The sequence below is a fragment of the Prevotella sp. ICM33 genome (genome assembly GCF_000517825.1).
Lineage (GTDB): Bacteria > Bacteroidota > Bacteroidia > Bacteroidales > Bacteroidaceae > Prevotella > Prevotella melaninogenica.
Genome location: NZ_JACD01000072.1, coordinates 145,850 through 166,081, shown reverse-complemented (window position 1 = coordinate 166,081; position 20,232 = coordinate 145,850). Strand labels below are relative to the sequence as shown.

Annotated in this window: 17 protein-coding genes; 7 read left to right on the top strand and 10 right to left on the bottom strand. The window is 40.8% G+C overall.

What is annotated here, in order from left to right:
- Window positions 1-63: 63 nt before the first annotated feature.
- On the top strand, window positions 64-615 hold the full coding sequence (locus tag HMPREF1505_RS09340) for a 30S ribosomal protein S16 (RefSeq protein WP_036924875.1): 552 nt from the start codon (window positions 64-66) through the stop codon (window positions 613-615).
- Between the two features lie 548 nt (window positions 616-1,163).
- On the opposite strand, the gene hutI is transcribed toward HMPREF1505_RS09340, so the two are convergent.
- The 5 genes from hutI to HMPREF1505_RS09315 all read right to left on the bottom strand — a co-directional run bounded on the left by hutI (window position 1,164) and on the right by HMPREF1505_RS09315 (window position 9,450).
- A complete protein-coding gene (gene hutI / locus HMPREF1505_RS09335; protein ID WP_036924873.1) occupies window positions 1,164-2,417 on the bottom strand; it encodes an imidazolonepropionase in 1,254 nt (417 codons plus the stop codon).
- A gap of 108 nt (window positions 2,418-2,525) precedes the next feature.
- A complete protein-coding gene (gene hutH, locus HMPREF1505_RS09330; RefSeq protein WP_036924872.1) occupies window positions 2,526-4,007 on the bottom strand; it encodes a histidine ammonia-lyase in 1,482 nt (493 codons plus the stop codon).
- A gap of 34 nt (window positions 4,008-4,041) precedes the next feature.
- Window positions 4,042-6,051: a urocanate hydratase gene (locus tag HMPREF1505_RS09325; RefSeq protein WP_036924871.1), complete on the bottom strand. Its 2,010-nt coding sequence runs from the start codon at window positions 6,049-6,051 to the stop codon at window positions 4,042-4,044.
- Between the two features lie 248 nt (window positions 6,052-6,299).
- Entirely contained in the window at window positions 6,300-8,003 is a 1,704-nt protein-coding gene (gene ftcD / locus HMPREF1505_RS09320; RefSeq protein WP_036924870.1) for a glutamate formimidoyltransferase, read from the bottom strand.
- Window positions 8,004-8,742: 739 nt separating this feature from the next.
- Window positions 8,743-9,450 (bottom strand): SDR family NAD(P)-dependent oxidoreductase, encoded by a 708-nt coding sequence (locus HMPREF1505_RS09315; protein ID WP_036924868.1) that lies wholly within the window; start codon window positions 9,448-9,450, stop codon window positions 8,743-8,745.
- Window positions 9,451-9,690: 240 nt separating this feature from the next.
- Between HMPREF1505_RS09315 and HMPREF1505_RS09310 the strand changes: the two genes are divergently transcribed.
- Window positions 9,691-10,773, top strand: a complete 1,083-nt coding sequence (locus HMPREF1505_RS09310) for a PCMD domain-containing protein (RefSeq protein ID WP_036924867.1) — start codon at window positions 9,691-9,693, stop codon at window positions 10,771-10,773.
- Window positions 10,774-10,851: 78 nt separating this feature from the next.
- Window positions 10,852-11,631, top strand: coding sequence for a porin family protein (locus tag HMPREF1505_RS09305; protein WP_036924865.1), 780 nt, complete (start codon window positions 10,852-10,854; stop codon window positions 11,629-11,631).
- 594 nt (window positions 11,632-12,225) lie between these two features.
- Here the strand turns inward: HMPREF1505_RS09305 and pyrF are convergent.
- The 5 genes from pyrF to kdsB form a co-directional block, all read right to left on the bottom strand.
- Window positions 12,226-13,053 carry an orotidine-5'-phosphate decarboxylase gene (gene pyrF / locus HMPREF1505_RS09300; RefSeq protein WP_036924863.1) on the bottom strand — a complete coding sequence of 276 codons (828 nt, stop codon included), beginning with the start codon at window positions 13,051-13,053 and terminating at the stop codon, window positions 12,226-12,228.
- A 160-nt stretch (window positions 13,054-13,213) separates the two neighbouring features.
- Window positions 13,214-13,720, bottom strand: a complete 507-nt coding sequence (locus HMPREF1505_RS09295; protein ID WP_036924861.1) for a hypothetical protein — start codon at window positions 13,718-13,720, stop codon at window positions 13,214-13,216.
- A gap of 19 nt (window positions 13,721-13,739) precedes the next feature.
- Window positions 13,740-14,852 carry a peptide chain release factor 1 gene (gene prfA, locus HMPREF1505_RS09290; RefSeq protein WP_036924860.1) on the bottom strand — a complete coding sequence of 371 codons (1,113 nt, stop codon included), beginning with the start codon at window positions 14,850-14,852 and terminating at the stop codon, window positions 13,740-13,742.
- Between the two features lie 137 nt (window positions 14,853-14,989).
- Window positions 14,990-16,153: an AIR synthase-related protein gene (locus tag HMPREF1505_RS09285; protein WP_036924859.1), complete on the bottom strand. Its 1,164-nt coding sequence runs from the start codon at window positions 16,151-16,153 to the stop codon at window positions 14,990-14,992.
- Between the two features lie 643 nt (window positions 16,154-16,796).
- Window positions 16,797-17,537: a 3-deoxy-manno-octulosonate cytidylyltransferase gene (kdsB, locus tag HMPREF1505_RS09280; RefSeq protein ID WP_036924858.1), complete on the bottom strand. Its 741-nt coding sequence runs from the start codon at window positions 17,535-17,537 to the stop codon at window positions 16,797-16,799.
- Between the two features lie 131 nt (window positions 17,538-17,668).
- Here kdsB and HMPREF1505_RS09275 point away from each other — a divergent pair, with 131 nt between their 5' ends.
- The 4 genes from HMPREF1505_RS09275 to rlmH all read left to right on the top strand — a co-directional run bounded on the left by HMPREF1505_RS09275 (window position 17,669) and on the right by rlmH (window position 20,109).
- On the top strand, window positions 17,669-18,463 hold the full coding sequence (locus HMPREF1505_RS09275) for a Rossmann-like and DUF2520 domain-containing protein (RefSeq protein ID WP_081722949.1): 795 nt from the start codon (window positions 17,669-17,671) through the stop codon (window positions 18,461-18,463).
- Between the two features lie 80 nt (window positions 18,464-18,543).
- Entirely contained in the window at window positions 18,544-19,062 is a 519-nt protein-coding gene (locus HMPREF1505_RS09270) for an HAD family hydrolase (RefSeq protein WP_036924857.1), read from the top strand.
- 11 nt (window positions 19,063-19,073) lie between these two features.
- Complete coding sequence (locus tag HMPREF1505_RS09265) at window positions 19,074-19,637, top strand: Maf-like protein (protein ID WP_036924856.1); 564 nt, start codon at window positions 19,074-19,076, stop codon at window positions 19,635-19,637.
- 1 nt (window position 19,638) lies between these two features.
- Complete coding sequence (rlmH, locus tag HMPREF1505_RS09260) at window positions 19,639-20,109, top strand: 23S rRNA (pseudouridine(1915)-N(3))-methyltransferase RlmH (RefSeq protein WP_036924855.1); 471 nt, start codon at window positions 19,639-19,641, stop codon at window positions 20,107-20,109.
- Window positions 20,110-20,232 lie beyond the last annotated feature (123 nt).

The following is a 20,232-nucleotide window of genomic DNA, read 5'->3' as shown; positions in this document are numbered from 1 at the left end:
TGCAGTCGCTGTCACGAGATGACAGCATTAAATTCAAACCTTTAAAATATTTATTAAAGAATTATGGCAACAAAAATCAGATTGCAGCGCGGTGGTCGTAAGAACTATGCTTTCTACAGCATCGTAATCGCTGACGCTCGTGCACCACGTGATGGTAAGTTTACTGAGAAGATTGGTACTTATAACCCTAACACCAATCCAGCCACAGTAGATTTGAATTTTGATCGTGCTCTTTACTGGGTTGAGACAGGTGCTCAGCCAACAGACACTGCTCGTAACATCCTTAAGGGTGAGGGCGTTTACATGATGAAGCACCTCCGTGGTGGTGTTAAGAAGGGCGCATTCGACGAGGCTGCATGCCAGCAGAAGTTTGATGCTTGGAAGCAGGCTAAGGTTGCAGCTACAGAGGCTGTTGAGAAGAAGGTAACCGACGCGAAGAAGGCTGCTGCTGCTCAGAACCTCGAGGCTGAGAAGAAGGTTAACGAGGCTATTGCTAAGAAGGTTGCAGACAAGAAGGCTGCTACCGTTGCAGCACAGGCTGAGGCTGAGGCAGCACAGGCTGCTGAGGATACTACTTCTGAGGCTCCTGCAGAGGAGGCACCAGCAGAGGCATAACCCTCGCTCGCTATTAAAGCATAAGTCCATAGACTCTTCAAGAGTTTATGGACTTTTTTATTTGTGATAGATTCAAAAGTGTTACAATACGGTAAACATTCCCATATTAATAAGTCATTATTGTCTTACTAAATAAAGGTAATGATGTCCGATTTTTTCACATATCGATTTTGTAAAGACCACTAAACGGCTCGCTATAAACGCCTAATTGGCTTGCAAAAGATGCCCTTTTGAGGTCTAACTAACGCCCTTTTGAAGTCCAATTAAGTACCTTTTCTTGTACACCTTTATAACTAATTGATTTACTGTAGGTTGTGAGCTTGCCTTTTACACGTGTTTTCCCATTTTATTTTTTAGCTTTTATAAGAAATTGTGTAATGATTTTTCAGTATCTTATCTGCCAACTTTCAATGCGTTAAAATGAAAAGGTTCTCTGTGTCGGAGGCTGAATAAATAGACAGTCTTAGCTATTTTTTGTTTAATGAATACCTTTGGTTCTTCCATTAAAGCAATACAAACAATGCTATGCATTTAATGGAAGAGCCCTTTCAATCTACTTTTACATACTCTTCTCCTTGTAGGAAGACTCGTTTTATAATAGGTGTTGTATAAGCGTATGGGATAAATTCTATAGAAGGGATTGTATCTGTAATAAAGAAGTTAGCTACCTTCCCACGTGTAATAGACCCATATTCTTTACTCAATCCCATTGCACATGCTCCATTCAATGTTGCAGCATTGATCGCTTCTGCTGGCATTAGGCGCATCTTGATACAGCCAAGAGAAACGATAAACTTCATATCTCCTGATGGAGTAGAGCCCGGGTTATAATCGCTTGCAAGGGCAAGTGGCAATCCTCGATCTATCATCTTTCGTCCTAAGGCAAAAGGTAGGTTAAGGAAGAAGGAGGTTCCTGGAAGTGCAGTCGGCATTGTTTCGCTATTCTTTAGAATCTCAATCTCTTCTTCAGTCATACTCTCTAAGTGATCAACTGATAGAGCGTTATATTCTACACCAACCTCTACGCCACCTGATGATTCTAACTCGTCAGCATGTATCTTGGGTCGCATACCATATGCTGTACCAGCTTTTAGAATCCGTGCAGTTTCTTCTGGTGTAAAGAATCCAGTGTCGCAGAACACATCGATGAACTCAGCTAATTTCTCATCACCCACAGCGGGTATCATTTCATTGATGATTAAGTCAACATAGGCATCTTGTCTACCTTTATATTCACGTGAAACGGCATGTGCACCAAGGAATGTTGCAACGACTTTCAGCCGTGTTGTCTCTTTGATACGACGGATAACACGGAGCATCTTTAGTTCATCTTCCGTGTTAAGTCCATAACCACTTTTTATCTCTACACAACCTGTTCCTTTCCTAATAATCTCATCAACACGCTTCATAGCTTGTTGATAAAGTTCATCTTCACTTAATTCATGAAGGCGGTCAGCCGAGTTAAGGATACCACCACCACGTTTAGCAATTTCTGCATAGCTGAGTCCACGAATCTTGTCAACAAACTCTTGCTCTCGACTACTTGCATAGACAATGTGAGTATGGGAGTCACACCATGAAGGAAGAATTGTTCCCCCTTCCGCATCAACAACTTCTTCATTATCAGAAACAGATGGGCAATTGCTCATCTTACCGTAATCAGCAAAATGTCCGTCCTCTATAATAAGGTAAGCATCGGACAGCGTGTTTAGTTCTGTCATCTCTTTACCTTTAAGACATAGCTTTCCCTCTTGCCCTATACCAGCAAGTAAGCCAATGTTTTTAACTATTAATCTTTTCATTTCAAGTGTTCCTATAATCTATGAAAGTGTGAGAATATGGGATGTTCAATACGAAAGGGGTTATGTCAAAATTGTAGACAATCTTGATACAACCCCTTTATGACTTACTTATTTGCGTAAGAATTCAACAGACTTGGCAATGTGAGGTGCCATAAACTCGTCTGTGTCAATGAAAGGAACGTTCTCACGATAAGCCTTGTGGATAGCTTCAATCGTTGGAGAAGACTTCAGCGGACGACGGAACTCAAGTGCTTGTGCAGCATTAAAGAGTTCGATAGCAAGTACACGTTCCGTATTCAATACAACCTGATAGAGCTTTGTTGCCGCATTAGCACCCATACTAACATGGTCTTCCTGACCTTGTGAAGATGGAATACTGTCGACAGATGCAGGTGTACAATAAGTCTTACTCTGGCTGACAATAGATGCTGCTGTGTATTGTGGAATCATAAAACCACTGTTTACACCGGGCTTAGCCACAAGGAAACTTGGTAGGTTACGTGTTCCAGAAACGAGCTTATAGATACGACGTTCAGAGATATTGCTTAGTTCGCATAGAGCAATAGCAAGGAAGTCCATTGGCTGTGCAATTGGTTCTCCGTGGAAGTTTCCTGCTGAGATAACAAGATCTTCATTAGGACAAACGGTTGGGTTATCAGTTGCAGCATTCACTTCAATATCTACGACAGACTTAACGTATGCAATCGTGTCCTTTGATGCGCCATGTACTTGTGGCATACAGCGGAAAGAATAAGGGTCTTGTACGTTGACCTTAGGCTGTTTGATAAGCTCACTATCTTCTAATAGTTCTCTTATACGTGCTGCAGTGTCAATCTGTCCCTTGTGATGACGAACAGCGTGAACAGCGTGCGTGAATGGTTCAATACGTCCATCGTAAGCCTCAAGAGACATAGTACCGATAACATCAGCCCACTCGCTCAAGCGCTCACTCTGCAAGAGTGCCCATACTGCAAAGGCATTCATGTTCTGTGTACCATTGAGTAGGGCAAGACCTTCCTTTGAAACAAGTTCAATAGTGTCCCATTTCATCTTCTTCAAGATATCAGCACCTGAGTAGATTACGCCTTTGTATTCCACCTCACCCATACCAATAAGTGGGAGAGAAAGGTGAGCCAAAGGAACAAGATCGCCTGATGCGCCCAGCGAACCTTGCATATATACAATAGGATAGATATCGTTGTTGAAGAAGTCTATCAGTCGCTCGACGGTCTTCAGCTGACAGGCAGAGTAACCGTAACTGAGCGACTGAATCTTGAGCAGCAACATTATCTTTACAATCTCATTAGGAACTCGGTCTCCCACACCACAAGCATGAGACATTACGAGGTTTTTCTGCAACTGTGAAAGACTATCCTTGTCGATAGATATTTTACAGAGAGAACCGAAACCTGTTGTCACACCATAGATAGGAGTTTCTGATTCTTTAATCTTATTATCGAGATACTCTCTACAACGAATAATACGTTGACGTGCATCTTCAGAAAGTTCAAGCTTTGTGCCGTTCTTGATTATCTCACCAATCTGTTCAATAGACAGATGCTCGGCACTAATCTGATGAATTTTGTTCATAGTTTCTAAGGATTAGTATAATAGATTTAATTGATTAAAAAGCAGTGTTGATAACGTCATCATCAACGAAGTTAGGGAGTGTAACACACAGTTCCGGTGTACGTTCCATCTCTCTACGTATGGCATCAATAGAACCCGTGTTGCGTGCCCAACTACGACGTGCAATACCATTGTTGACATCCCAAAGGAGCATCTGACGGATGTGACGGTCAGAGTCTTCGCTACCATCAATCACCATTCCGAAGCCACCATTGATAACTTCTCCCCAGCCAACACCGCCTCCATTGTGGATAGATACCCATGTTGCACCACGGAAAGAGTCACCGATAACATTCTGTACAGCCATGTCAGCACAGAACTGTGAGCCATCATATATATTAGATGTCTCACGGAAAGGAGAGTCTGTTCCCGACACATCATGGTGATCACGTCCCAGAACGATAGGTCGAGAGATTTCTCCCCTACGTATTGCTTCATTGAAAGCTAAGGCTATCTTTGTGCGTCCTTCCGAGTCAGCATAAAGGATACGGGCCTGAGAACCAACAACTAAATGGTTCTTTCCTGCTTCTTTTATCCAATGAATGTTATCGTCAAGTTGACCGATAATATCTGGAGTTGCCGTCTTGCGTATTTCCTCTAATACCTCTGTAGCAATGCGGTCGGATGTTTCTAAGTCCTTTGGGTCACCTGATGAACAAACCCAACGGAATGGTCCAAAGCCATAATCGAAGAACATTGGTCCCATAATATCTTGTACATAAGAAGGATAACGGAACTTGCCATCAGCCTTCATGATGTCCGCTCCCGCACGACTTGACTCTAAAAGGAAAGCATTACCATAGTCGAAGAAGTACATACCTTTCGCTGTCAGCTTGTTAATAGCTGCCACCTGACGACGTAAAGACTCCTGAACTTTCTCCTTAAACACCGCTGGTTCCTCTGCCATCATACGTTTAGATTCTTCCAAAGAAAGTCCGACTGGATAGTATCCACCTGCCCATGGATTGTGAAGGGAGGTCTGATCACTTCCTAAGTCAACGTGTACATCTTCTGCTGCTAAGCGTTCCCAAAGGTCAACAACATTACCAACATAAGCCATAGAGACAGTTCGTTTCTCTTCAACAGCCTTCAATGCTGCAGGAATTAGTTCTTCGAGTGAAGTATGCAGTTCGTCAACCCAACCTTGGTCATAACGTTTCTGTGCTGCCAATGGGTTGATTTCTGCTGTAATACTTACTACCCCAGCTATGTTACCAGCCTTAGGTTGAGCACCAGACATACCGCCTAAGCCAGAAGTAACGAAGAGCATACCTTTTATACTTGTCTCTCCAGCCTTCAATCGTTTGCGTGCTGCATTTAGAATGGTAATGGTTGTGCCATGAACAATACCTTGTGGACCAATATACATATAGGAACCTGCGGTCATCTGTCCATACTGACTTACACCCAAGGCATTATCTCGTTCCCAATCATCAGGCTTAGAATAGTTTGGTATTACCATACCATTCGTTACCACTACACGAGGAGCATTCTTATGAGAAGGGAAGAGTCCGAGTGGATGACCAGAATACATCACCAATGTTTGTTCATCGGTCATCTCGCTCAAATACTTCATTACCAGTCGATATTGTGCCCAATTCTGGAATACAGCACCATTACCACCGTATGTAATCAATTCATGAGGATGCTGTGCAACAGCCTTGTCAAGGTTGTTCTGAATCATCATCATGATTGCTGCTGCCTGTTTTGAATTATGAGGATATTCGTCGATTGGGCGAGCATACATCTCGTATGTTGGACGGAAACGGTACATATAGATACGACCATATTGACGTAATTCCTCCGCAAACTCTGGTGCTAATGTCTCATGGAACTTCTTTGGGAAGTAACGTAAAGCATTGCGTAGCGCAAGTTTCTTCTCTTCTTGTGTGAGAATGTCCTTACGTTTTGGTGCGTGATTGATAGAAGGGTCGTATGCTTGTGGCTCAGGTAAAGTGTCAGCTATACCTGTGCGAATGTCTTTAATAAATTCTTCTTTTGTCATAGTTACTTAATAGATTTATTTTGGGTTGTAGTTATTTGATTTGCTTTCAAGCGTAAAGTGAAATTGTTAAAGCATATAGCTGTTTAGCTATCATTATATATCTATTATCTTAGAGATAGTTTAATCGGGCAGGCAAGGTATACCTGCCCTCACTGTTGATATATCATTAATCTCGTTAATAGATAGCTAAAATGTTGTATATCTCATTGTTTATAAGTAGTATATCTCTTATAAGGTGAAGAAATACATTATAGCTTAGCCTCAACTATCTTCATAATCTCTGCCTCTGCTCCATTAGCTTTTGCAATCAGTTCGTTTGCCTCGGCAACTAAACGTTCTGCTGTTTCTTTATCTTTTAAGCCAGAAGCATTAATCTTCACGTTCAAACCCGCACCGAGTACAGCAGCACGAGCAGCCAATACACCAACACCAGCGTCTGAAACACTGTTAGGATTACCTTCTTCAGCCATTGCGCGGCAAAGTTCAAATACCTTATATGAAGCCTTCATCGTGTGCAAAGGAACTTCTGTTGCGAAAAGTGTTGCTTCTTGTATTGCCTGAGAGCGTGCAGCCTTTTCTTCATCAGTACCCTTAGGAAGACCGAAGGCAGACATGATGCGATTGAAAGCTTCTGTATCTTCATCAACGAGTACCATTAGTTCAGCTTGTATTGCCTGACCTTTTTCAGCCCAATTGCTGAACTCTTCCCAGCGTGCATCCCATCCTGCCTTATGGCTGGAAAGATTGGCAACCATCGTACCTAAGGCTGCACCTAATGCCCCCATATAAGCAGAGATAGTACCACCTCCAGGTGCTGGAGATTCACGTGAAGTCTCATTAGCAAACTCTTTGACAGTCAAGTCAATGAGTTTTGGGGTCTTATTAGCATCTTCCAGTAAGTATTCAATCACTTTCTCGCGTGGATTAAAAGGCTTCAAATCATCTAACCCCATTGACATAATGGCAATCTTGATGATATCTTCTTCTGGAATACCTGTTGAGCGTTCCTGCTTTTTCAAGAAATAAGTTCCTGCTTCAAGGAGTGTACGCTTCGGGATAAGACCTACTATTTCAGTACCCGTAACGCGTATACCACGGTTCTGTGCACAGCGGCAAACCTCGTCAAAGGCAATATGAAGAGGAGTTACATTGATGTCAGTTATATTCATTGACACCTGTGCTATTCCATATTCATCAATGAACCAGCCGATAGCCTTTGTAGCTTTTAATGTACCCGGTTGCATGATGACCTCGCCCTTTTCGTTCTTCATTGGCTTACCGACAGGCGAACCACCTTCACGCATTGGACGCCCCTTTTCTCTTACATCAAATGCTATTGCATTGGCACGACGTGTAGAGGTTGTGTTAAGATTGAAGTTTGTTGCTATCAAGAAATCGCGTGCACCGACTGCTGTACAGCCTGTTCGTGCTAACTGCTCATCCCATTCACGTGCACCATAATCAGGTGCCTCTGCTGCTTCTGACATACGCTGTGGAAGTCCTTCGTACTCTCCCTTACGGCAAATAGCAAGATTCTTGCGTTCAGGAGTCTTGGCAGCAGCTTCATAGCAGTAGCAAGGAACCTGTAACTCATTAGCGATTCGCTCAGCCAGCTGACGTGCCAATGCTGCACATTCCTCCAACGTGATGCCAGCCACAGGGATAAGTGGGCAAACATCCGTTGCACCCATACGAGGGTGAGCACCATGATGCTGTCGCATATCAATAAGCTGTGCTGCCTTTTTTACGCAGCGGAAAGCAGCCTCAACAACTACTGATGGCTCACCAACGAAGGTTACAACCGTGCGATTAGTTGCTTCTCCTGGGTCAACATCCAGTAATTTTACACCTTTAACGCGTTCCACTTCATCAGTAATCTGCTTGATTACATCTTTGTTTCGTCCTTCACTAAAATTAGGGACACACTCGATGATTTGTTTTTCTCGTGCCATATATAACAAATATAGATTTAAACAATGATTGTTTAGGGTTTCGAGTGTAAAAATACAAATTAGTTTTTGTAAATCAAAACTTTTAATGCAAAACTATTTAAACAAACTTTAGTTACCTTCATTTGACAAAGTAATGGAAGGTAATCGTATTAGAAATAGGTATTATAAATACAGTTATTAGGCATAGAAATAGGAGTGATTAGAAGGTGAAAAATGGTTTTTCTAAAATATAGAGTGATAAAAAGCCATTATATAATAAGGTATACAGAGCAACTCTAAATTTGCAACAAGAAATTTAAAAGTACTCAGTGTGTTATGTCCTAAAAGTCTAAATGCAAGTGGAAACCCTTATCATTCTAAACTTTTACAGATACTGTTTGTCCTAATTTTTCACATACTGATTTTTAAAAGACCACCAAATGGCTTGCAATTAACGCCCTTTTAGCTTGCAAAAGATGCCCTTTTGAGGTCTTACTAACGCCCTTTTGAACCCTTACAAAGCACCTTTTCAAATCTATCTTTTCAACTGCTTGATAGCAAATAACTTACAAAGGTGATAAAAGAACTTGCTTTTAAGTTATTTCCCTACCTTTTCTTTGAATATTTTGTCAATATATTTCTTTCCTTTTTGGTATAAATCTCACACGGAGCAACAGAGGTGCCAATGGCGTAGAGAGTAAAGGAGTATAATAGCAATGTTTATTGGAAGGAAACAAAAGAGATGTTCTTTTAGTCTAAACTATCGTCCTTCGTCAACGATAGGATATAGTTCAACAAACTCTCCTTGATGCTTTTCCCCATCATTAATAACCTCTGCAATCTTCTCACTAACAACATCTATCGAGTGAGAACCTGGTCCTGTATAATGGTTATTTAAATCGGTTGTCGTAGCACCAGGGTGGATATTGAATATTTCAACAGGTATGTTGTTCTTCTCAAATTCCATAGCCATAATGCTGGTCATTGCATTCTGTGCTGCTTTGCTGGCTACGTAAGCCATTGGATGCCAGTAAGGACTTACTTCAGATGGTACGGTTATGTTCACAATTCTTCCTTTGTTTGCAGAGAGTAATGGGGTAAGTGCCTTTGTCAAGCAGAATGTTCCGACATAGTTTACTTGTACGGTATCTATTACATCCTTTAGCTCTGACTCATAACTTGCTACTTCCATATCGCCAGGAATACCAGCATTGTTTACCAATAGTTCCAAGTCATGATATTTCTCTTTTACTTCTTTTGCTGTTTGCTCCAAAGAAGCATTGTCTGATAGATTGACGTATTGCCATCCAATCACGTCCACTCCCTCAGCTTTCAATGACTTCATCGCCTCCTCGGCACGTTCACTATGACGCGCACCAACGATTACCTGCCAGCCACTCTTGCCTAAAAACTTACAGATACCATAGCCAATGCCTTTGTTAGCACCTGTTACTAATACTTTTGCCATATTTGTTTTTCTATGTTTATCAGTGTGATATATTTGCTTGCAAAGATACATTATTTTATTGAGAGAATAATCTTTAATGCTGAGATATAATTACATAAAAGACTTTATTCTTTATATAATTTTAATGTGTGTGTTCCTTACTTTGATCATCATATAGCTTTATCTCTTTCTTATACAGTTTTTTTTACGTACCTTTGCAGTGATAATTCGTCTATTTTTAATAATTAATCGCATAATCTAATGAAGTTATTTAGACCAATGATGCTTGCAATGATGGCAGGACTCTTACTTTCTTCTTGTATTAAGGAGGAAGCATTAAATGCGGAAGCAGATATTACAGATGTTATGGTTGACGGTACAACACTGGTCCGTAAGCCTGTTATCACAAATAATGAAGTACTATTCTATGTCAATGGTTGGGAAGACTTAACTAACTTGGCTCCAATGTTTAAGCTCACTGAAGGTGCTAAGATTGAGCCTGAGAGTGGTACTAAGTTAAACTTTACACAGCCTCAGAGCTATACAGTGACCTCACAAGACGGTCAGTGGAAGAAGACTTATAAGGTGTCATTTGTAAGTAATGATGTTGCAACTGATTACCATTTTGAGACGCTTAAGGTTGATTCTACCAGTAAGTATCACACTTTCGTTGACAAGACGGATGATGGTAATCTTGCAGAGTGGGGTAGTGGTAACTCTGGTGTGTCATTCCTTATGGGTGATAGTAAGGCAACTGAATACCCAACAAGTCAAGCAGAAAATGGTTATGTGGGTAAGTGTCTGAAGCTGACAACTGTTAGCACGGGTTTCCTTGGTGCTATGTTCGGTGCCCCAATAGCAGCAGGTAATCTCTTTACAGGTGATTTCCAAATTGATATGGGTAACCCAGCAAAGTCAACTCACTTTGGTCGTCCATTCTACAAGATGCCTAAGGAGTTGATTGGCTACTATAAATATAAGGCTGGAGAGAAGTTCCAAGATAAGGATAAGAAGGATATCAAAGGGCGTAAGGATAGTTTGGCAATTTACGCAGTACTCTTTGAAACAGGCGACGGAGTGGAGTATCTTGATGGTACCAATTCATTAACCAGTGACCGTATTGTCCTCCTTGCACAGCTTAAGAATGCAAAGGAAACAGACGAATGGACACGTTTCTCTATCTCATTTGAGCCTGTAGCAGGTCGCAATGTTGACAGTGAGAAGTTGAAGAATGGTAAGTATAGCCTTGCTATCATCATGTCATCAAGTAAGGATGGTGCCTTCTTCAATGGTGCTGTTGGTAGTACGCTCTATGTGGATGAACTGAAGTTATACTCTGAGTAGTAGTTGTTTGTAGTTGACAAGTAACGAGTTTAATGGTTTGAGAGTTAACACAAAGATATTAAAGATAAAATAAGACAAATGAGACAACATATTATTGCAGTTGCAATCATGGCAATGAGCTGCGCAACGACAGCCTTTGCACAAACAGACCGCACTTCTTCACTAAGCAGTGCAGAACAAAATGGCTGGGAATATGAGGTAAAAGCTGGCGTAAATATTGGTGGTGCTTCTCCGCTTCCTATGCCTGTAGAAATAAGAGAGATAAGTAGTTATAGTCCAAAGTTCAATGGAACGTTAGAGGGAACAGTCACTAAATGGCTCGGTAAGGACCAGAAGTGGGGTGTTTCTACTGGTTTGAAGTTTGAAGAAAAGGGTATGATAACTGGTGCAAACGTGAAAAACTATAGCATGGAAATTCTCAATGATGGTAGTCGTGTGGCTGGTTACTGGACGGGTTATGTAAAGACAAACTATAATACAACCCTCCTCACCATTCCTATTATGGCAAACTATTGTTTCAATGATCGCTGGAAGGTGCGTGCAGGGCTTTACTCTTCTATCAAGTTAGATGGTCAGTTTACGGGTAACGTAAGTGATGGTTATCTGCGTGAAGGTACTCCTGTGGGAGAGAAACTTACTTTTGCTGATGGCAATACAGCGTCATATGATTTCTCATCTAACCTTCGTCACTTTCAGTGGGGTGGTCAGTTAGGTGCAACATGGCGTGCTTTCAATCACTTCACAGTCAATGCTGACCTTACATGGGCATTCAATAACATCTTTGAAAGTGATTTCAAGACGATTAGCTTCGGACTTTATCCTATCTATCTTAACCTCGGATTCGGATATCGTTTTTAAGGTTCTTCCGTTAAATGTGTATACTTTTCGTATAGCTTTAACGGAAAAAACGAAGTTGCTCATTAAATAAAAACATAGCTAAGACAGCCATCTGCCTATATTATTATCAGCCCTCGACATGGAAAGCTTTTTAATTTCAACACTTAAAAAATATAGATAAGGCTTTGAAAGATTATTACATTTCTTTGCTTAAACCTTCTTCTAAGTCAAGTACAAAGCCGCTCAAAAAGCAACTTTGCAACCAACAGATAATCAAATAGTTATAAAGTAGCAAAATAAAAGGTGCTTAATTGGGTTTCAAAAGGGCGTTAGTTAGACTTCAAAAGGGCACCTTTTGGCAGTCAATTAGGCGTCTTTAAGAAGCTAAAAGAGCATGTCTTGAGTTTAAGTCGCACGAAAATAGTTTACAAAAACTAAAAGAATGGGAATAAATGGTATTGTCTTAAGGAGAGTATAAGTCTTTATTCTAATCCAATCTATGCATTTAACAGAAGAACTATTCTTATTACTCTGAATGCGAAATAAGTAAAAAGGCTCAGTCGACAACATCTTCGTTTGTCTACTGAGCCTTTTCTTTTTGATTGATGTATATCGTTATTTTGCAATACGTTCCAGTTCAACAGCCATTTCTTCTTGCAGTTCTTTTGCCTTTACAGCAGCCACTTCAGCGAAGTCAGTATCAGTGCTTGCGTAGATAATACCACGTGATGAGTTCACCAGCAGGCCACAATCCTTTGTCATTCCATACTTACAAACCTCCTGCAAGCTACCACCTTGTGCACCAACACCTGGTACCAAGAGGAAATGTTCTGGTGCCATACGGCGGATATCTTCAAACATCTTGCCTTGTGTTGCACCTACAACGTACATGAGATTTTCGGTTGTTCCCCATTCCTGTGACTTCTTTAAGACCTTCTCAAAGAGGCGTTCACCTTGATTATCTTCAGTTAGCTGGAAGTCATGGCTACCTTTGTTACTTGTCAATGCAAGCAAGATAACCCACTTTCCGTCATACTCAAGGAAAGGCTTTACACTGTCTTCGCCCATGTATGGAGCAACAGTAACAGAATCAAGATTATACTCTTCGAAGAACGTCTGGGCATACATCTTAGATGTGTTACCGATATCACCACGCTTAGCATCAGCAATGATAAAGTGGTTTGGATGATTCTCCTTTATATATTGAATAGTCTTTTCAAACGCTAACATACCCTTTAAGCCATAGCACTCATAAAAAGCGAGGTTGGGTTTGTAGGCAACGCAATAAGGTGCTGTTGCATCAATGATTGCCTTGTTGAAAGCAAAGATAGGGTCATCCTCATTCTTCAAGTGCGCTGGTATCTTGTTGATATCAGTGTCAAGTCCCACACATAAGAATGTCTTCTTTGTGAAAATCTCGTTGATTAACTGTTGTCTGTTCATAAAGGTTATCTTTTTTAGAATTAATCAAAAGGGTATTTTTAATGACTAACTGTTGTATTTTCAAAGGCGTACGGTTCCTATGTCTGTAAGTAATGTTATATAACAGATACACGAACCATACGCCCCTAAATTTTGACATAGCTTTTCTTGTAGTTACTTCTTATAGCTGCGAAGCTTTGTCTTCCTCTGCTACAGGCTTAGAGATAGAACTATGAACCTTCCATATACCTAATAGCAAGCCAACCATTGAAGCTACAAATGTTGCGATTAACATAGTGTTATCGGTTGAAACAGCAACTGAAATGGCGATGGCTGTACCTCCCACACATAGCAATGCACCGATAAGTGCTGACACGATAGCTACAATGAACTTCTTGTTGCGTGCAACTGGAGCAGTTGATGTTGCTGCTATTACGAACATAGTGTACTTAGCAAGCATAACAGTACTATTGCCGATTATGCTCACAATACCATCTCGAGCAAAGTTCGATAATATGAGTTTAACGATGAAACCATATCCAATTTGAATTACAAACATTGTAAGGAACGCTATTGGTAATACAAGTATCCATCTAAGTGCTGGGCTCAACGTTTTTACAAGTTGCAAGTCAAAGTTGTTGTCAATATCTAACTTGCTTTCTTTCTTAGCTTTAGTTTCGTTGCTCATATCTACTTAATATTAGTTGTTATAACTCTGTTTCCTTCAACTTTTCTGCATTTTCTGCAACGGTCAAAGCGTCAATCATATCTTGGATTTCACCATTCATGAAGCCCTGTAAGTCGTGAGTAGTGAAGCCGATACGGTGGTCGGTAACACGGCCTTGTGGGTAGTTATATGTACGAATCTTGGCACTTCGGTCACCTGTTGAGACCAAAGTCTTACGGCGACTTGCGATGTCATCAACATACTTCTGATGCTCGTGGTCATAGATGTAAGTATAAAGACGGCTCAATGCGCGCTCCTTATTCTTTGGCTGATCACGTGTTTCGGTACACTCGATAAGGATTTCTTCTACCTCACCCGTGTTAGGATTCTTCCATGGATAGCGTAGACGTACACCAGATTCAACCTTATTTACGTTCTGACCACCAGCACCACTGGAACGGAAAGTATCCCACTTGATATCGCCTTCGTTGATATTTACTTCGAACTTATCAGCCTCTGGCAATACGGCTACTGTCGCAGCGGATGTGTGCATACGACCTTGTGTCTCAGTAGCAGGTACACGCTGTACGCGGTGAACACCTGACTCATACTTTAAGGTACCATAGACATTATCACCCTCAACGGCAAAGTCAATCTCTTTAAATCCACCTGCAGTACCCTCAGAAACGGAAGTGATAGAGAGCTTCCAGCCCTTCTTGTCGCAATAACGCTTGTACATATTAAAGAGATCACCAGCAAAGAGCGCAGCTTCATCACCACCAGCACCACCGCGAATCTCCATCTGAACGTTCTTTGCGTCCTCTGGATCCTTTGGTACAAGTAGCAACTTGATTTCCTCTTCGAGTGCAGGTTGAAGCGCTTCATTCTCTGATAACTCCTCACGTGCCATCTCTTTCATCTCCGCATCACTCTCATTGGTAATGATATCTTTTGCCTCTTTGATAGTGGTAAGACAGTTGATATAACGGCGACGAGCATCCATAATGTCGCCAAGGTCCTTATATTCCTTTGTCAGTTTCACATAACGTGACTGATCTGAAATGACACTTGGGTCTGTTATAAGCGTTGATACTTCTTCATAACGGGCCTCAAGTCCGTCGAGTTTTTGTAATATACTGTTGTTATCTATCATAATCTTTTAGTTTAATTCATAACCTATCGTTCAGCATCCACAATCAGAAACAATCTGATACATGAAAGTGCGTATTCTCACACTTGGAGAATAACAATATTTCTAATTGTAAATTGTGAAGTTATAATTGTGAATTATCAATATTCAAATGTGCCAAACTCACTCTTAATAGTTAAGCTACGCTTGCCTTCTTCGATGTGTCCGACAATCTGTGCATCGATGTTGAACTCCTTACTGATGGCAATAACCTGCTCAGCAATCTCTGGACGAACATAGATTTCCATACGATGACCCATGTTGAATACCTGATACATCTCCTTCCAGTCTGTACCGCTACACTCCTTAATAGCACGGAAGAGTGGAGGAACTGGGAACATATTGTCTTTGATGACACGGCAATTCTCATTTACGAAGTGTAGTACTTTCGTTTGTGCACCACCTGTACAATGTACCATACCATGAACCTCTGGGCGCAACTCGTCCAACAATTGCTTGATGACAGGAGCGTATGTGCGAGTAGGAGAAAGTACTAATTCGCCTGCATTGATAGGACTTCCTTCAACGGCATCGGTTAACTTATACTTACCACTGTATACCAAATCCTCTGGTACTGCGTGGTCATAACTCTCTGGATAGTTTTCGGCAAGATATTTAGCAAACACATCATGGCGTGCAGAAGTCAGACCATTGCTACCCATACCACCGTTATAGCGTGTCTCGTATGTAGCTTGACCAGTAGATGAAAGACCTACTATCACATCGCCCGGACGGATATTTGCATTGTCAATAACATCTTCACGGCGCATACGGCAGGTAACAGTAGAATCTACGATAATTGTACGAACAAGGTCGCCAACATCTGCTGTCTCACCACCAGTAGGGTAAATGCCAATACCCATCTTGCGCATATCAGCCAAGAGTTCGTCCGTACCATTGATGATAGCTGAGATAACCTCGCCCGGTACAAGCATCTTGTTGCGACCAATGGTTGAGCTAACAAGGATGTTGTCTACCGCACCCACACAGAGCAAGTCGTCTGTATTCATTACGATAGCATCCTGTGCAATGCCACGCCATACGCTTAAATCGCCCGTCTCCTTCCAATACATATAAGCCAGTGCAGACTTTGTTCCAGCACCATCGGCATGCATAATGTTGCAATACTCTGGGTCTCCGCCAAGAATATCAGGGATAATCTTACAGAAAGCCTGTGGGTAAAGACCTTTGTCAATGTTCTTGATGGCATTATGCACATCTTCCTTTGCAGCACTTACGCCGCGCATCATGTATCTGTTATTCATATCTTAAAAGGAGTTTTCTTGTGCAAAGGTAGCTAATATTTGTTGATTATCAGCTGAATTAAAGCATAAATTTCTACTAAAAGAGGGCTTTTGTTGCTTGAAAAATATGTTGTCGACTTTTATAGTTGTTTTGAAGTTCTATCATAGATAGATATTAACTTGTTGTCTGCTTTGATGTGTTAGTGATTTTAGTTTGTAATGGGCAATCTCTATTTTATAGGATTTTGCATGTTAAAGATAGTCTTATTTGTAAAGATAAATTTGTATATAAAAAACCAATAGATGCTCTTTTGGCTTTGAAAAGACGCCCTTTTGGCTTGCTAAAGATGCCCTTTTGAGGTCTTACTAACGCCCTTTAAGAAGCCAATTAAGCATCTTTTGAAATAGTGGTTTATAATGGTTTGATAATTAGTTAGTTATAAAAGTGATACTTAGGGCTGTTTTAGGCTGTCTTTTAAGATAAAATCAGTGGACGCTTTGTAATAAAATTTCCTTTGTATGCGCCCATATTTTAGTCATCTTTATTTGTATTATTTTGTCCGAACGTGGCTAACAAAGTAGGCAACGTTCGGACAAAAGTATTTGATATAGTTCTTAGACGAGTTGTACTGAAGTCTGTTTCTTATGCTTTCAGCCCTTGTTTTTATAGGCTACGCAATTTTTCTTCAGCGCGCTGAAGGTCTTCTGGCGTATCAATACCGATGGTTTCAACATCCGTAAGACCAACTTTTATTTTATAACCATTCTGTAACCAGCGTAGCTGTTCAAGACTTTCTGCTAACTCAAGTGAGGACTGTGGCAGACGACTTACTTCACGTAGCACTTCTGTACGGTAAGCATAGAGCCCGATGTGTTTGAGGAATGGAAAATGAGTGAGCCACTCTGCACTTTCTTTTCCACGTACAAAAGGAATGACTGAGCGAGAGAAATAAAGTGCATAACCATCATTGTCGAGTACAATCTTAGGTGAGTTAGGATTCTCCACTGCCTCCATTGAGTCAAAAGGTTTGCCAAGTGTCGCTATCTGTGTGCGTGGATCGTCAAAACACTGCATGACAGTTTCAAGCTGACTTCTCTGTATGAAAGGTTCGTCACCCTGTATGTTGATAACGACATCAAAGTCTCCACCCACCTTGTCGAGGGCTTCGCAGATTCTGTCTGTGCCACTCTGATGGTCGGAACGAGTCATTATAGCCTTACCGCCAAACGCCTCAACAGCATCGTAGATACGTTGATCGTCTGTGGCAACAAATACATCTTCCATCACACTACTTACCTGTCTGTAAACATGTTCTATTACGGCTTTTCCTCCAAGTATTGCTAAAGGTTTACCAGGAAAGCGTGAAGAACTATAGCGAGCGGGGATAATTCCAATAAATTTCATACGTGTTTCTATCCGTTTAAAGTTTAATATACTGCTGGTTTATGTGCCAGTATGCGCAAAAGTAGTAAATCTTTATTAAAAAGGCGATGACTTCCCGACATATTTCCTTTAAAATTATTAAATTTGTTGGCATGATGAAGGTTACATTGATTGGTGCTGGTAATCTTGCCACACAGTTAGGTAAGTCGTTGAAAAAGGCTGGTGTCATTATCAGTCAGGTGTATAGTCGTACTGAAGATTCTGCCCGAACGTTAGCTGAGTTGCTTGAGGCAGAGTGGTTAACAGATATAAAAGCACTTCGCGATGAGGCAGATATATACATCTTTTCTGTGAAAGATAGTGTTCTCTGTGAGTTGATTTCAGAGGTCTGTAAGGGTAGGGGAAACAAGCTTTTTCTCCATACAGCAGGCTCTATGCCAATGAGTTGTTTTGAAGGAAAGGCACTGCGTTATGGCGTATTCTATCCCATGCAAACGTTCTCTAAGACTAAGGATGTGGATTTCGAGCGTGTCCCAGTGTTTATTGAGGGCAATTCTATTGAGACGGAGGATGTTATTAGGAGTCTTGCTAATAAAGTTACTCAGCGTGTGATAAGGTTGTCTTCCGCAGATAGGAAGTATCTACATTTAGCTGCTGTTTGGGCTTGTAACTTTACAAATTACTGTTATACGGTGGCTTCAGACATTCTCGGTGAGCATGGTATTCCGTTCGATGTGATGTTGCCATTGATAAATGAAACAACAGAAAAGATACAGAAAATCAGTCCAAAGGAGGCACAGACGGGACCTGCAGTGCGTGGAGATAGGAATGTAATGAGTAAACAGTTGGAGTTGATGAATGGCAAAGAGGATTTGCAGGAACTTTATAAGATGCTTTCAAAGGGGATTAATCCGCTGGTGGATAATCTCACTTTAGACAAAAGATAGATTAATAATAAACTCTAATATGTAGATGTAACTTGTTATAATATAGTTATTTACAATCTAAATTGATTATACTTATTTATATGATAAACTACGATTTACGAAAGATAAAGGCTGTTGTCTTTGATGTTGATGGCGTATTGTCTGCTTCTACCATTCAGATGGATGAAAAGGGTGACCCACTACGTACGATTAATATTAAGGATGGTTATGCTATTCAGTTGGCTGTAAAGCATGGGCTACAGCTTGCGATTATGACTGGTGGACATAACGATAATGTTCGTTCACGCTATGAATATCTTGGCGTTAAGGATGTTTATATTAGTTGTTCAATGAAGATACGCACTTGGGAAGAGTTCCTTAAGAAGTATGATTTGAAAGAAGAAGAAATCATATATGTAGGTGATGACATTCCTGATTACGAAGTGATGAAGCGTGCTGGTTGTCCTTGCTGTCCAAAGGATGCTTGTGCAGAAATCAAAGAGATATCAACCTACGTTAGTGATAGCAAAGGAGGATATGGTGTTGCACGTGATATTCTTGAGCAGGTGATGAAGGCTCAAGGGAAATGGGTGTTGAATGAAAAGGCTTTTGGCTGGTAAACTGTAATATAATGAAACGTATAATACTTGCGAGTAATTCGCCGCGTCGTCGTGAACTTTTAGGTGGTTTGGACTTGGATTTTGAGGTAAAAGTACTGCCTGATATTGATGAGTCTTATCCTGATAATCTACCTGCCGCTGAAGTAGCTGGCTATATTTCTCGTGAGAAGGCAGCCCCCTATCGTACATTGATAGGGGAGGGCGACCTTGTTATTACGGCTGATACGGTGGTAATTGTTGGAAATGAAGTTCTTGGAAAGCCTAAGGATGCAGAGGATGCACGTCGTATGCTTCAGCTTATCAGTGGTAGAACGCATCAGGTCATTACGGGTGTTTGTTTGTTGACAACCGATAAGGAACATGCTTTCTCAGTGACTACTGATGTGACTTTTAAGCAGCTTTCAGAAGATGAAATTACCTATTACATAGAGCATTATAAGCCTTTCGATAAAGCAGGAGCTTATGGTATTCAAGAATGGATTGGCTATGTTGGAGTTACATCTATTAACGGTAACTATTTTAATGTTATGGGATTGCCAGTGCAAAGACTGTGGGAAGAAATAAAGAAGTTTTAATATGAAGACGATACTCATCCTTGTTGGGAAAACGCAGAGTAAGATATTTAAGGTTGGTATAGATGATTATGTCAGTCGTATTGAGCATTATATGCCGTTTAGTATTACTACAATCCCAGAATTAAAAAATACGAAAAGCCTTTCTGAAGATCAACAAAAACAAAAGGAAGGTGAATTGATTTTGAAAGAAATTCAGCCTTCTGACACGGTCGTTTTGTTAGACGAACATGGTGCAGAATTCCGTTCTGTTGAATATGCGAATTGGTTGAAACAAAAACAAAATACGGCTCGACGACTTATTTTTATCATTGGTGGACCCTATGGTTTTTCCCCAGATGTTTATGTACGTGCCAATGAAAAGATCTCGTTGTCACGTATGACTTTTTCACATCAGATGGTCAGACTCATCTTTACAGAACAACTTTATCGTGCTTGCACAATTATAAAAGGTGAACCATATCACCATGAATAAATTCAATTTTGCTATCTTTACGCAACGTTTTTATGCCTAACACATATGGTGTTGATGATAAGCACCATATGTGCTGAGCACGAACACAAAACGTGTTTATTGTTATTAAGATAATGGTAGTTA